Source organism: Microbacterium marinilacus (genome assembly GCF_019753765.1).
Taxonomy (GTDB): Bacteria; Actinomycetota; Actinomycetes; order Actinomycetales; family Microbacteriaceae; genus Microbacterium; species Microbacterium marinilacus.
In genome coordinates this window covers 81,160-94,760 of record NZ_JAIJZW010000008.1, presented here as the reverse complement: position 1 = coordinate 94,760, position 13,601 = coordinate 81,160, and the positions used below count along the sequence as shown (strand labels likewise).

At 72.8% G+C, this 13,601-nt stretch carries 12 protein-coding genes; 5 read left to right on the top strand and 7 right to left on the bottom strand.

All coding sequences use genetic code 11. From position 1 onward, the window contains the following. Positions 1–83 precede the first annotated feature (83 nt). Complete coding sequence (locus K5S26_RS13620; protein WP_221859107.1) at positions 84–1,676, bottom strand: ABC transporter substrate-binding protein; 1,593 nt, start codon at positions 1,674–1,676, stop codon at positions 84–86. Between the two features lie 70 nt (positions 1,677–1,746). After that, entirely contained in the window at positions 1,747–3,189 is a 1,443-nt protein-coding gene (locus K5S26_RS13615; RefSeq protein ID WP_221859105.1) for a serine hydrolase domain-containing protein, read from the bottom strand. Positions 3,190–3,306: 117 nt separating this feature from the next. Between K5S26_RS13615 and K5S26_RS13610 the strand changes: the two genes are divergently transcribed. Together K5S26_RS13610 and menC are read left to right on the top strand one after the other, a co-directional pair. Continuing rightward, entirely contained in the window at positions 3,307–4,179 is an 873-nt protein-coding gene (locus tag K5S26_RS13610; RefSeq protein ID WP_221859103.1) for a hypothetical protein, read from the top strand. Then, positions 4,176–5,306, top strand: a complete 1,131-nt coding sequence (gene menC / locus K5S26_RS13605) for an o-succinylbenzoate synthase (RefSeq protein WP_221859102.1) — start codon at positions 4,176–4,178, stop codon at positions 5,304–5,306. The genes K5S26_RS13610 and menC overlap by 4 nt, the downstream gene beginning before the upstream one ends. A 132-nt stretch (positions 5,307–5,438) precedes the next feature. On the opposite strand, the gene K5S26_RS19215 is transcribed toward menC, so the two are convergent. Beyond that, positions 5,439–7,163 (bottom strand): alpha-keto acid decarboxylase family protein, encoded by a 1,725-nt coding sequence (locus K5S26_RS19215; protein ID WP_221859100.1) that lies wholly within the window; start codon positions 7,161–7,163, stop codon positions 5,439–5,441. Further along, positions 7,156–8,211 carry a Glu/Leu/Phe/Val dehydrogenase dimerization domain-containing protein gene (locus tag K5S26_RS13595; protein ID WP_221859098.1) on the bottom strand — a complete coding sequence of 352 codons (1,056 nt, stop codon included), beginning with the start codon at positions 8,209–8,211 and terminating at the stop codon, positions 7,156–7,158. Before K5S26_RS13595 ends, K5S26_RS19215 begins: the two co-directional genes overlap by 8 nt. Before the next feature lie 209 nt (positions 8,212–8,420). On the opposite strand from K5S26_RS13595, the gene K5S26_RS13590 reads away from it, so the two are divergent. Further along, positions 8,421–8,924 carry an Lrp/AsnC family transcriptional regulator gene (locus tag K5S26_RS13590; protein WP_221859096.1) on the top strand — a complete coding sequence of 168 codons (504 nt, stop codon included), beginning with the start codon at positions 8,421–8,423 and terminating at the stop codon, positions 8,922–8,924. Here the strand turns inward: K5S26_RS13590 and K5S26_RS13585 are convergent, their stop codons facing one another. The 3 genes from K5S26_RS13585 to serS form a co-directional block, all read right to left on the bottom strand. Further along, positions 8,925–10,637: a PucR family transcriptional regulator gene (locus K5S26_RS13585; RefSeq protein ID WP_221859094.1), complete on the bottom strand. Its 1,713-nt coding sequence runs from the start codon at positions 10,635–10,637 to the stop codon at positions 8,925–8,927. A 69-nt stretch (positions 10,638–10,706) separates the two neighbouring features. Beyond that, positions 10,707–11,558: an HAD family hydrolase gene (locus tag K5S26_RS13580; RefSeq protein WP_308122981.1), complete on the bottom strand. Its 852-nt coding sequence runs from the start codon at positions 11,556–11,558 to the stop codon at positions 10,707–10,709. Then, complete coding sequence (gene serS / locus K5S26_RS13575) at positions 11,555–12,853, bottom strand: serine--tRNA ligase (protein WP_221859092.1); 1,299 nt, start codon at positions 12,851–12,853, stop codon at positions 11,555–11,557. The genes K5S26_RS13580 and serS overlap by 4 nt, the downstream gene beginning before the upstream one ends. 61 nt (positions 12,854–12,914) lie before the next feature. Here serS and K5S26_RS13570 point away from each other — a divergent pair, with 61 nt between their 5' ends. Both K5S26_RS13570 and K5S26_RS13565 read left to right on the top strand, forming a co-directional pair. Further along, the gene (locus K5S26_RS13570) at positions 12,915–13,178 is read left to right on the top strand and encodes a type II toxin-antitoxin system Phd/YefM family antitoxin (protein ID WP_221859090.1); all 264 of its coding nucleotides are present in this window, start codon (positions 12,915–12,917) and stop codon (positions 13,176–13,178) included. Beyond that, positions 13,175–13,600, top strand: coding sequence for a type II toxin-antitoxin system VapC family toxin (locus K5S26_RS13565; protein WP_221859088.1), 426 nt, complete (start codon positions 13,175–13,177; stop codon positions 13,598–13,600). The genes K5S26_RS13570 and K5S26_RS13565 overlap by 4 nt, the downstream gene beginning before the upstream one ends. Position 13,601 lies beyond the last annotated feature (1 nt).

Below are 13,601 nucleotides of genomic sequence, written 5' to 3'. Positions count from 1 at the left end.
GCGGATCCGCTTCCGTCGTGGGCTGTCGGAGGTGGAGGGGCGAGCCGGGCGAGCCGTTCGGGTCGGTGCGCCCGGCCCGCTGACTACGGGAGCACGCGGATGGTGGTCGGGTCGACCGCGTCGGTGCCCGAGAACTCGGCGCCCTCGGCGTAGATCGGCAGCACGTTGTTGGCGAAGGCCAGCACGTCGAGGTTCTCCGTCAGCGCCGCCTCCGCCTCGAACCAGGTGTCGCAGCTGTCGGTGCCGACGAGCTGCATCGCCTCCGCCGCCTTCGCCTCGTAGTCGGCGTTCGCGATCGACGCGAAGTTCACGCCGCCGTCGGCCGGTCCCGCCCCCGTCAGGAAGCCCATGAGCTGGTCGGGGGTGTTCACGTTCAGCGGCTCCCAGATGACGTCCCATTCGCCGCCGCCGAACATCACGCCCGACAGCTCGTCGGTGGGCATGGTACTGGCGTCGACCTGCACGCCCAGCTCGGTCCAGGCGGCGACCACCAGCTCGGCGGCCGCCGAGCCGCCCGCGGCGAGCGCCGAGTCGTGGATGAAGGTCACCGACAGCGCCTGGCCGTCCTTCTCCCAGCCGTCGCCGGCGCGGGTCCATCCCGCGTCCTCGAGGGTGGCGGCGGCGTTCTCGGCGCCCGCCTCCGGCAGCGCCGACGTGAAGTCGCCGCCCACGCAGGGCGCCGGCGCGGCGACCGCGAGCTGGGTGGCGCGCTTCCCGGTGCCGGACGTGATGACGTTCGCCAGCTCGTCCAGGTCGAGCGCCTGCGTCAGCGCCGTGCGCACCGCGAGATCGGCCGTCACCCGGCCACCGGCCTGGTTGAACCAGGTCTCGCCGGTGATCGCCTCGCTCGAGAACTGCTCCTTGCCCTCCAGTCGCGCGGCATCGGGGCCGATGATGCGGGCAGCGTTGATGTCGCCCGACAGCAGCAGGTTGGCGGCGGTGGTCTCGTTCGGCACCACACGGAACTCGACGATCGCGGGCATGCCCTCCTCCGCCGTCGTGGCACCGTCCGGGCCCCACGCGTACCCCTCGCGGATCGCGTACGTGTAGTGGTCGTTGGACGCGACATCGGAGATCACGAACGGACCCGAGCCGTTCGTGCCCTCGACGAGGGTCGAACGGTCCGCCAGTCCCGCGTCGCAGATCATCCCGACCTGTGCCAACCCCTCCACCACGAACGGCGACGGGCTCGCCAGGGTGAGCGTGACCGTGCCGGCCTCGTCGTCGGCCTCGACCGTCGCGCCCGCGGGAACGAAGGCGCCGAGCAGCGGACTGGCGTTGGCGGGGTCGCCGATGTAGTCGAGGTTGCCCTTGACAGTGGACGCGGTGATCTCCGAGCCGTCATCGCAGGTCACGTCGTCGCGCAGCGTGAAGGTGACCGTCGTGCCGTCGACCTCCCACTCCTCGGCCAGCCCCGACGTCAGCGAGCCGTCCCCGCCGATGTTGACGAGCGGGTCGTAGGCGAACTTCGCCGCCGCGAACCCGGCGCTCGTCGCACCCAGGTGCGGGTCGAGCGAGCCGATGTCCGTGCTGATCGCGAAGACGAAGGATCCATCCTCGGCGTACTCGCCGGCGGGGGCGTCGCCACCCGCGCAGGACGTCAGGGCGAGCGCACTCGCCAACGGGATGCCGACGAGCGCGAGGCGCGCGCCGGTCGAGAGGTCGCGGATCTTCATGGCGGTGTCCTCCGGGGTGAGGTGGTGCGCGGGTGGGGGGTGCGCGCAGCGGGTCAGGTGGAGCAGGACGTCATCGAGAGCGCGGAAGGGCGCGGCTGGTGAAGATGAAGGAGTGCCGGCCGTCGTCGCCCTCGTCGACGAACGCGTAGACGATGTGGATGCCGCCCTGCCCCTCCGCCTGGATGAGGCCGCGCTCGCTGTACGGCACGACGCGCTCGGGCGGCTCGGGCGGCTGCAGATCGGCGAAGTCGCCCTTGAGCTTCGACTCGACCCAGAGGGCCCCGTCGTCGTCGCGGGTGACGATCACGTCCATGACGGATGCCGAGTACGTGCCGAGGAAGGGAGCCGCGGTGGCCTCGTCGACGACGGCCGCCGGGTCGGCGGGGGTGGGCAGCGCCGCGAGGACCGCCGCGCCCGTCAGCTTCTCGAACACCGTGTCGAAGATCTCTCGGGAGAACGCGTAGACGTCACCGCCGTTCGTGAGCACGCTCACCGCGATGCCGAGCTCGGGGATCACGCGCAGGAACGCGTTCTGGCCCACGGTCGATCCGTCGTGCGACACCATCGGGCCGGCGGGAGTCTCGTCGAGCTCCCAGCCGAGGCCCCATGCCTCCCCCAGCAGACCCATGAAGGGCACGTCCACCTGCTTCTGCTGCATCGCCGACACCGAGTCGGCGGAGAGCACGCGCGAGCCGTCGGCTGCGACGCCGCGGTCGACGTGCAGCTTCGCGAAGGCGAGCAGGTCGGCGACGCGCATCGCGAGCGTCGACCCCGCAGGGCCGTTCGAGCGCACGAGAGCCCACAGCGGCGCCGGCACCAGCGTGGGCGTGCCTCCGGCCGCGCCGTCGGCGCCCTCCCCCGCCGGGACATGACCCTGCGCGACGCGGTGCATGATGGCCTCGTACGGCCCGGGGGCCGCATGCGTGAGCCCGAGCGGCTGGATGAGGCGCTCCGTGAGCACCCGCTCGTACGGCGCATCGCGCAGCACCTCGACGAGGCGCCCCAGCACCACGTATCCCGCGTTGTTGTAGGAGAACCTCGTGCCGGGCGTGAACAGCTGCGGGGTGTCGGCGAGCGTCGCGACGTACTTCTCCACGCAGTCGTCCCCGCGCCCGGTGTCGGTGAAGAGGTCGCCCTCGAACCCCGCCTGGTGCGACAGCAGGTGCCGGGCCGTGATGGCCGAGGCGGCCGCGTCGTCGGCGATCGCGAACTCCGGCAGGTAGGTGCGGACCGGCTCGTCGAGGTCGAGGAGCCCCTCGTCGACGAGCTGCATCACCAGCGTCGCCGTCCACACCTTGGTGATCGATCCGATCTGGAACAGCGCGTCGGTCGTCGCCTCGACGCCCGTGCCGAGGTGCAGGATGCCCGCGGCGGTGTCGACGATCTCGCCGCCGACGAGCACGCCCGCCTGCGCACCGGGGACGCCGTGCTTCTCGATCAGCGCCGGCAGCTCGGCTGCGAGCCAGTCGCGCAGCTCGGCCGCGTCAGCCTGCGGAGTGGGAGTGTTCGCCATGGCACGACGGTATGAGCGGCGAGCGTGCGTGCGTTCGTCGGATCGGACGACGTTGCCCCCGGGCGTTCGTCCGATCGCACACACCGCGCCTTCGCGCATCCACCGATGCTTGACGGCATGGACACGATCCTGGATGCGCCCGCGGGCGCCTCGGCGGCATGGCGGCTCGCCGACGCCGCGTGCGAGGCGGCCGGGATCCGGATCGTCGCCGCACACGACGCGGACGCCGCTCGGCGCGTCTCCGACGCGATGGGCGAGATCTGGGGCTGGAAGCAGCCGCAGTTCGACACGCCGCTCGCGGTCGCCCTCGCCCACTCCGGCGGCTACGTCGCGACCGTCGAGCAGCCCGACGGCACGGTCGTCGGGGCGGCAATGGGCTTCTGCGGCCCGCCCGGGCGCGCGTTCCACTCGCACATCCTCGGGCTGCTGCCGAGCGCGGTGGGCCGCGGCATCGGCCGCGCCGTCAAGCTCGCCCAGCGCGCCTGGTGCCTCGAGCGCGGCATCGACACGATGACCTGGACGTTCGACCCGCTCGTCGCGCGCAACGCGTTCTTCAACCTGCGGCGCCTCGGTGCGACGGCCGCGGAGTACCTGCCCGACTTCTACGGGTCGATGACCGACCGGGTCAACGCCGGCCAGCACACCGACCGGGTGCTGATGCGGTGGGACCTCCGCACCCGCCCGCCGGCCGCGACGCGACCGGAGCCACGGCTCGACGGCGCCCATCCCGCGGTCGCCGACCTCGACGGCGCGCCCTCGACGTATGCGCGCCCGGGCACGGCGGCCACCGCGCTGGTCGCCGTGCCCGGCGACATCGAGGGCCTGCGCCGCACCGACCCGGAGACCGCCCGGCGATGGCGGCAGCAGACCCGCACCGCGCTGACCGACCTGCTGGGATCTGGCTGGCGCGTCGTCGACTTCGCCCGGCCCGCCGCGGCCGGCGGCATGTACGTGCTCACGAACACCGCTCCCGAGAAGGACCCCCGATGAAGCTCCGCAGCCTGCGCCTCCACCACGTCGAGCTGCCGCTCGTGGCGCCGTTCACCACGTCTTTCGGCACCCAGACCGCGAAGCGCTGCTTCCTGGTCGAGGCGCAGCTCGAGACCGCGGCGGGCGAGCTCGTGACCGGATGGGGCGAGAACGTCGCCCTCCCCGACCCGGTGTACTCGCCCGAGCACGTCGAGGGCGCGGCGTTCGTGATCGAGCGCTGGCTCGCACCCCTGCTCTACGCGGCCGACGACGTCACGGCCGAGACGGTCGGGCACCTCCTGCGCCACATCGTCGGGCACCAGATGGCCAAGGCCTCGGTCGAGATGGCGGTCATCGACGCGCAGCTGCGCGCCGAGGGACGTTCGTTCGCCTCGTATCTCGGCGCCGTGTCGACCACGGTGCCGTCGGGCGTCTCGGTCGGCATCCAGGAGTCGATCGAGGCCACGGTCGGCACCGTCGGCGGCTACATCGACCAGGGCTACGCGCGTATCAAGCTGAAGATCCAGCCCGGGGCGGACGTCGCGCACGTCGCCGCGGTGCGGCGCGAGTTCGGCGACGACCTGCCTTTCCAGGTCGACGCCAACGCCGCCTACACGCTGGTCGACGCCCCGCACCTGCACCGGCTCGACGAACACGGCCTGCTGCTGATCGAGCAGCCCCTGGGCGAGGCGGACATCCGCCAGCACGCCGAGCTGGCGAAGCTCATGCGCACGCCGATCTGCCTCGACGAGTCGGTCGTCTCAGCGGAGGCGGCCGCCGATGCGATCTCGCTGGGCGCCGCGGCGGTGATCAACATCAAGCCGGGTCGCGTCGGCGGGTACCTGGAGGCGCGCCGCATCCACGACCTCGCCCGCGCCCACGGCATCGCGGTGTGGTGCGGCGGCATGCTCGAGACCGGCATCGGCCGCGCGGCGAACGCGGCGCTCGCGGCCCTGCCGGGCTTCACGCTGCCGGGCGACATCTCCGGATCCGACCGCTTCTACAGCGAGGACATCACGACCGAGCCGATCCGGATGCACGACGGCGTCGTCGACGTGCCCACCGGCCCGGGCTTCGGCGTCGACGTCGACCCGGAGCGCCTCGAGCGCTTCCGCACCCGCCTCGTGGACGTAGCTCCCACCCGCTGACCCGGCTCCGCCCCGCTGCCCCGCCCGCACGGGGCACGGAGAGCTGCACGGATCCGGAGATCTGCACGGATTCGGAGCGGATCGGCCGGATCCCTCCGAATCCGTGCAGATCTCCGCGTGCGGTGCAGGGGCTCAGGCGCGGGCGTTGGCCTCGGCGATGCCCGCGGCGAGTGCCACGAGCAGGCGCGGGGCGTCGTCGCGGCCCAGACGGACGCGCACGAAGTGCGACGTCGACCGGTCGCCCGCCTCCGCGAGCGCGCCACGCAGCTCGCCCGGGGTGGCGGCCTCGTGCACGCGCGCCGCCCGCGCTCCGAGCGCGGCGGGCAGCGCGTTCCAGTCCCAGCGCGGGATGTCCTGATAGACCGCGTCGGGGCTCTGGATCTTGCGCTCCACCGTGTATCCGTCGTTGTCGAGCAGCAGCACCACCGGCGCGTTCGGCTGGTCGAGCAGCCGGCCGAGCTCCTGCACGGTGAGCTGGGCCGAGCCGTCGCCGATCACCAGCACGGGGCGCCGGTCACGGCGGGCGAGCGCGGCGCCCCAGGCGGCCGGCAGCGTGTAGCCGATCGACGACCACACGGGCTGACCGAGCAGGTCGCTGCGGGCGGGCAGGGTCAGGTCGAGCGCGCCGTAGAACGCCGTGCCCGCTTCGGCGATCAGCGTCGTGCCGCCCGCGCCCGCGGGCCCGTCGATCCACTCCTGCAGCACCGCCCACAGCGCCGCATGGTCGAGCGGCGCCGAGTCGTCGCGCGGCGTCTCGAGCGGTTCGGCCGGGGGCACGTCGGCCGTCAGCGCGAAGGCGAGGTCGGCGACGGCGTCCTGCAGCGCGGCCAGTCCGTCCTGCAGCCGCACCGCCGGATAGACCGCCGGCCCGATGCGCGCGTGGTCGAGCGCCAGCTCGATCGCATGCGCGGGCTCGTAGCGGTGGCTGAAGAACCCCGTCGTGAAGTCGCTGAACACGGTGCCGATCATGACGAGCACGCCGGCATCGTCCACGACCGCCTGCGAGCGCGGATCGAGCGTGTTGCGCCCGAGGTACGTGCCGAGGCTCGCCGGGTGGGTCTCGTCGAGGATCGCCTTGGACCCCACCTGCGACGCGATGCGCACGCCCGCGGTCTCGGCGAGGCGGGCGACGCCCTCCTCGAGACCGCGGCGGTGCACACCGGGGCCGGCCAGCACGGTGAGGCGGTCCATGCGCTCCACCCGCGCGCGCAGCGCCTCCGCGAACGCCGCCACGGCGTCGGGGTCGCTCGCCGGCCTCGCGAGCGGCGTCGCGAGACGCGAGGCGTCCACCCCGGCGCGCGCCACGTCCAGGGGCACGCCGAGGTACACCGGCTTGCTCGTCGCCAGCATGGTCTCGAGCACCCGGTCGATCTCGGCGGCGGCGTCCTCGCCGTCGAGCACCGCCTGCGCGGCCGTGACCTCGGCGAACATGCGCACGAAGTGCAGGAAGTCTCCGTCGAGCAGCGTGTGATGCAGTCGCGCGCCGCTGCGGATGGACGCCCGGCTCGGCAGGCCGGCGATGTGCACGATCGGCACGTCCTCGGCGTACGCCCCCGCGATGCCGTTGACGGCCGAGAGCTCCCCCACGCCGTACGTGGTGACGAGGGCGCCGACCGTGCGGCCGACACGGGCGTAGCCGTCGGCGGCGTAGGCGGCGTTCAGCTCGTTCGCCGAGCCCATCCACACGATGTCGCCACCCGCCCCGTCACCGGCGGCGAGCATCTCGTCGAGCAGGTTCAGGTTGAAGTCGCCCGGCAGGCCGAACAGGTGCCGGCAGCCCAGCTGCACGAGGCGCGTCGCGAGATACCGGCCGACCGTGGTCGTGACGACCGGCGTCGGCTCGAGCGACTCAGCCACGCGCGGCCGCCAGGCGAGCGGCGACGACCTCGTCGGCCGCGGCGCCGGTGGGGATCCCGGCCTCCGCGGCGTGCGCGAGGATCTCGCGGGTCGTCTCGGCGATGTGGCGCACGTCGTCGTCGACCTGCGCAGGCGTGCGGCCGAGCCGCTCGTAACCCGCGAGGTGGATGACCCCTCCCGCATTGGCGACGTAGTCGGGCACCCACAGGATGCCCGCGGCGTGCAGCGCGGCGTCCTCCTCCGCTGCCGGCAGCTGGTTGTTCGCGGCTCCGCAGACGAGGCGCGCGCCGAGCTCCGTGACGCGCTCGACGGTGACGGTCGCCCCGAGCGCGCAGGGCGCGTAGACGTCCAGCAGGCCTGCGAGCGTCTCCTCCGCCGCCCGCGCCCCCGTCGCCCGCACGCGCTCCCGCGCCGCCGGGTCGGGGTCCGCGACGACGACCGTGGCCCCGGCCTCGACCAGCAGGCGAGCGAGCACGCCGCCGACCTTGCCGGCGCCCTCGATCCCGACGGTGCGCCCCGAGAGGCCGCCCCAGAGCCGATCGGCCGCGGCGCTCAGCGCGGAGAACACCCCGAGCGCCGTCGCCGGGCCGCTGTCGCCCGCCCCGCCGGCCGCGGCGGTGCGTCCCGTGATGTGGGTCGTCTCCTCGCCCACGATGTCGAGGTCGTCGGAGTTCGTTCCGAGGTCCGCCGCCGTCACGTAGCGCCCGCCGAGCCCGTCGACGAAGCGGCCATAGGCGCGCAGCAGCTCGGGGGTCTTCGTCGAGCGCGGGTCGCCGATGATGACGGCCTTCGCGCCGCCGAACGGGAGGCCCGCGGCGGCGTTCTTCGACGTCATGCCCCGCGACAGCCGCAGCGCGTCGCGGAGCGCGTCCTGCTCGCTCGCATAGGGGCGGAAGCGCGTGCCGCCGAGCCCCGGGCCGAGCGTCGTGTCGTGGATCGCGATGATGGCGTGCAGGCCCGTCGCCTCGTCATGGCAGTGCAGCACCTCCTCGTGCCCCGACGCGTCGACGTCGACCTCGGCAGCTGCGGGGTGGCTCTCGGCTCGCATGTTCTGCTCCTCACCCGGTCCGCCTGTGGGCGGCCGGTCACGGCGTCGCGTTCGCGCCCCGGCCGGGGCGGATCCGCACCCCGCCGGTGGATCGCATCGACGGGATGTATAGGAGTATCCGGATCACCACGCCGCAGCGTCAATCGATTCCATGACAACATGGCATCCTGCAGCGTATGGGGCGTCGCGGCCCCGCGGAGGTGTGCACGATGGCAACCATCGACCAGCTCGATGTCGAGATCCTCTCTCGTCTCACCGACAACGCACGTCTCGGAATCGCCGAGCTCGCGTCCGACCTGGGCGTCAGCCGCACGACGGTCAACCTGCGGCTGAAGCGTCTCGAGGACGACGGCGTGCTGCTCGGCTTCCGTCCCGTCATAGACCTCGCTCAGATCGGCGCCGGCGTGCGCGCGTCGCTGTCGATCGAGATCGACCAGCGACGGATGCCGCAGATCGTCCAGCAGCTGGCGGGCATCCCGGAGGTGCTGGAGGTCAGCATCCGGGCCGGACGCGAGGATCTGCTCGCGCACGTCGCGATCGGATCGCTCGAAGAGCTGCAGGTGCTCACGTCGCGCATCGTCGAGATCGCCGGTGTGCGACGGACGACCTCGATGTTCACCGTGTCGACGCCCGTGGCGCACCGGGTGCTGCCGCTGCTGGGCAAGCTGGCCGCGGGGCGCGGCTGGGGGCGCTCGACGCCCACGCCCCGCTGATCAGGACCGACGTTGGACGAGGTCGGGGATGATGCGCAGCTGCAGCTGCGCGGAGAACCGGGCCTCCGGGTCGGCGAGGTCCATCTCCCCGACCTCGGCGAGGCGGCGGAGCCGGTAGCGGAAGGTGTTCGGGTGGATGTGCAGGGCCTCCGCGGCCGACGACACGTCGCCCAGGTGGTCGAGCCAGGCGCGCAGCGTCTCGACGAAACGCGTGTCGTTGGCGCGGTCGTGCTCGAGCAGTCGCGCGACCGCTCCCGTGGCCTGCTCGCCGCCCGCGCTGACCCGGTCCCGCAGCTCCAGCAGCAGCGACTCGACGTGCACGTCGCTGAACAGCGCGACACGGGAGGTCGCCTCGCCGCGCTCGGTCTGGGCGTGCTCGACCTGCACGCGCAGGGCGCGCTCCGCTCCTTCCCGCGAGCGCACCACGCCCCGGGGCCCCGTGGCGACGCGACCGATGCCGATCAGCACGGGGGTGCGTGAGCCGATGCGCGCGAGGAAGTCGGTCGCGAGGCGCGCCGCCTGCGCCTCGCCGGCATCGGCCGCCCTGACCGGCAGCAGACCGTAGATCGTCCGACCGAGCAGGGCGGCGCTCGCCTGCGGGTGTACGGCCGCGAGATGCATTGCGATGGCGTCCGCGAGCCGCTGCCGCTGCGCCTGCCGGTCGCCCGCTCCGTCGAGCCCGTCGTCCTGCCCGTCGATCACCTCGGCGGCCAGGACGACCACGGGCTGCGCGTCCATGCCGAGCCTCTCAAGCGCGTACACCGCGCCGTCCCCGCCCTCGAGGGCGGTGCTCAGGAGGTCGGCGCGCAGCCGTCGCTCGACATCGGCGCCGGCGCGCAGGCTCAGCAGGTGCAGCGCGACGACCCTCGCGGCGTCGCGCATCGCGGCCGTGCGCTCGGCGGTCAGCTCGCCGGGGACCGCCGCCCAGATCGACCCGAGGATCTCCCCGCCCGCTCGGACGGCGATCGCGCACCGGGCCTTGAGGTCGGTGCCGTCGAGTCGCAGCTGCACGTACTCGGGCACGTCGCTGGAGTAGAGGCGCTTGAAGAAGCCGGTCTCGGTGAGCATCCGGGCGTAGCGTTCCGGAACCTGCCGCTCGAGGATGGTCTCGATGCGCTGCGGATCGGCCTCGTCCTGCCGCGCCGAGAACGCGAGCACGCGAGAGTTGCGGTCCTCGATGGTGATGGGCGCGTCCAGCAGCGCCGCGATCGCATTGGCGAGCGTGAACAGGTCGCCGCCGGGCAGGCCGCCGATGGCGTCCTGCGGCTGGTCGTCGTCCCGCTCGGCCAGGAGCGCCTGCACCATCGCGCTCAGCTGCATCCACGAGGCGCCCCGCGTCAGCCCCAGAAGGGCGATGCCGTGCTGCCCCGCGGCGGCGATGCTCGCCTCGTCCAGCTCGACGGGCTCGCGCAGCACGATGGCACTCGCGTTGCGGTCGCCGGCGTCGGCGAGCACCGCTCGGAGCGCCGAGCCGCCGGCGAGGCCCACGCCCAGCACGACGGCGCCGTCGGCCACCGCCTGATCGTCGAGCGGGTCGTAGACGACCACTCCGCCGACGCGGCGCTCGGGGTCGGGGACGGGCGCGAGGTCCGACAGGAAGGTCGAGCCGAGCTCCTCGAGCACGCGCGCCAGGGTCGGCAGCGCCCGCGCGTGCTGCTCCGGCCTGCGCGCGCGCCCCGACGCTCGCGGAGGTCCGGGGAACGAGCCGAGCATGGGACAACGCTAGCCCGCGGCCGTCACGGGCGTGTTACGGGCGCGCCCGGCAGGGGCGTGGGAGGGCTGTCAGGACGCGGGCGCGAGCATCACGTCGAGGGCCTGCGCGACGCCGCCCTCCTCGACCGTGCCGGTGCGGTCGGTCGAGGCCGCGATCACCTCGACCGGAGCCTGACCCATCACGAACGCACGGCCGCCGCCGGCAGCCGCCCACTCGAACATGCCGATGTCGTTGCGGCCGTCGCCGATCACGACCACGTCCGCGGGATCGATCTCGAGCCACTCGCGCACCTGCTCGAGGGCGGTCGACTTGTCGACGCCCTTCGGCGCGATGTCGAGCCACGCCGTCCACCCCACCGCGTACGACACGTGCTGCAGGCCGATCTGGTCGACGAGCTCGGTGAACTCGGCCTCGCTGTGCTCGGGCGACACCACCACGACACGAGCGACCTGCAGGCCCTTCATGTCTTCCAGCCCGACGTTGCGGGCCGTCTCGCGATCCAGGCCCCAGTCGTCCACGTAGTGCGTGTAGAGCCGGCTGCCGTCGGCGAGCTCGACGAGGTAGTTCGCCTCGGGCAGGTGCTCCTGCAGCAGCGTGAGCACCTCGGTCGGGTCGAACGTCTCGGTGGTGTGGCGCGCGTAGCCGGTCTGCTGGGTCGTGTCGCGCGACAGGATCGCGGCGCCGTTCGAGCACACGACGTACTCGGGCAGGATCCCGAGCGCGTGCAGGATGTACGAGGTCGCCTCCCAGCTGCGGCCCGTGGCGATCGTCACGATGTTGCCGGCGTCGACCGTGCGGCGCACGGCCTCGCGCACGTTCGGGCTGAACGACTCGTCCTCCAGCACGACCGTGCCGTCGAGGTCGAGGGCCACCAGCAGCCGGCGGTCGCTGCCCTGATCCGTCACTGCCTGGCCGGTCACGCGATCGGCTCCAGCACCTCGAGCCCGCCCAGGTAGGGGCGCAGCGGCTCGGGCACCACCACCGATCCGTCGGGCCGCTGGTGCGTCTCGAGGATGGCGACGATCCAGCGCGTCGTGGCGAGCGTGCCGTTGAGCGTCGCGACGTGCTGCGTGCGCGCCTCCACCCCGCCGTCCTTCGAGACGGGACGGTGGCGGATGTCGAGGCGGCGGGCCTGGTACGTCGTGCAGTTCGAGGTCGACGTCAGCTCGCGGTACGCGCCCTGGGTCGGCACCCACGCCTCGGTGTCGAACTTGCGCGCCGCGCTCGAGCCGAGGTCGCCCGCGGCGGTGTCGATGACCCGGTAGGCGAGGCCGAGCGACTGCAGCATGCGCTCCTCGAGGGCGAGCAGGCGCTCGTGCTCGGCGGCGGCGTCCTCGGGGGTCGTGTAGACGAACATCTCGAGCTTGTTGAACTGGTGCACCCGGATGATGCCGCGGGTGTCCTTGCCGTACGAGCCGGCCTCACGGCGGTAGCAGGTGGACCAGCCGGCGTAGCGCAGGGCGCCTCCGGTGAGGTCGACGATCTCATCCTTGTGGTAGCCGGCGAGGGCGACCTCGCTCGTGCCGACCAGGTAGAGGTCGTCGGCCTCCAGGCGGTAGATCTCGTCGGCGTGCGCGCCGAGGAAGCCGGTGCCCTGCATGATGTCGGGGCGCACGAGCGTCGGCGTGATCATCGGGGTGAAGCCGGCCTCGAGAGCGACGTTCAGCGCGTAGTTCATCAGCGCGATCTCGAGCCGCGCCCCGACGCCCTTGAGGAAGTAGAACCGGGCGCCTGACACCTTCGCGCCGCGCTCCATGTCGATCGCGCCGAGCCGCTCGCCGAGAGCGAGGTGGTCGAGCGGACCGTCGGGGAACTCGGCCGGGTCGAAGGTGCGGATCTCGCCGACCTCCTTGAGCACGACGTAGTCGTCCTCGCCGCCGGCGGGCACCCCGTCGAGCACGACGTTCTCGATGCTCGACATCGCGGCGGCGAACGCCTCCTCGGCGGCGGTCACCGCCTGCTGGGCGTCCTTGACCCGCCCCGCGAGGTCCTTCGCCTGGGCGACCAGCGCGGCCTTCTCGTCCTTCGGGGCTGCGGCGACGCGCTTGCCGAAGGCGTTCTGCTCGGCGCGAAGCTGCTCGAACGAGCCGATCGCGGCGCGGCGGGCCGTCTCGGCCTCGACCGCCGCGGTCACCGTCTCGGGCGAGTGCCCGCGCGCCTCCTGCGAGCGAATCACGAGGTCGGGGTTCTCACGCAGCAGCACCGGATCGATCACGGCATCAGTCTAGGCGGCGGCACGTGGCCGCTCTCGCTCGCATTGTGGCTACAATCAGTGAATGAATGTGGACACAATCGGCATCCGCGAACTGCGCAACGGACTCAGCCGCCACCTCGCCGAGGTTCGCGAAGGTGCGGAGATCACGGTGACGGACCACGGCCGCCCGATCGCGAAGATCGTTCCGATCGATCACGAGTCCGGTCTCGAGCGCCTGATCCGCGAGGGCATCGCCCGTCGCCCGAGCGGACCGCGCCAGGCGCTGCCGGATCCGATCGAGATCGACGGCACCGTGAGCGACCTGATCGCCGAACAGCGCCGGTGACCGCTTACTTCGACACCTCCGCGCTCGTCCCGCTCGTGCTCGCCGAGCCGTCCACGGCGGTGTCCCGGCGCGCCTGGTACGAGACCGAATCCGTCGCCTCGAGCTCGCTGGCGTACGTGGAGGTTCACACGGCGCTCGCGCAGGCCAACCGGATGTCGCGGATGACCGACACCGAGCACGGGATGGCGACACGTGCGTTCGAGGCGCTCTGGGCGCAGATCACGCCGATCGCGCCCGTAGAGGCGATCATCCGCGATGCCGCGCGGCTCGGCACGGCGCACGCCCTGCGCGGCTACGACGCCGTGCACTGCGCCACCGCGTTCGCGATCGCGTCGTCCGAGCTCGTCGCGGTCAGCGGCGACCAGGACCTGTTGCGCGCGTGGGATGCGCTCGACATCGCGACGGTCGACACGGCGGGCTGAC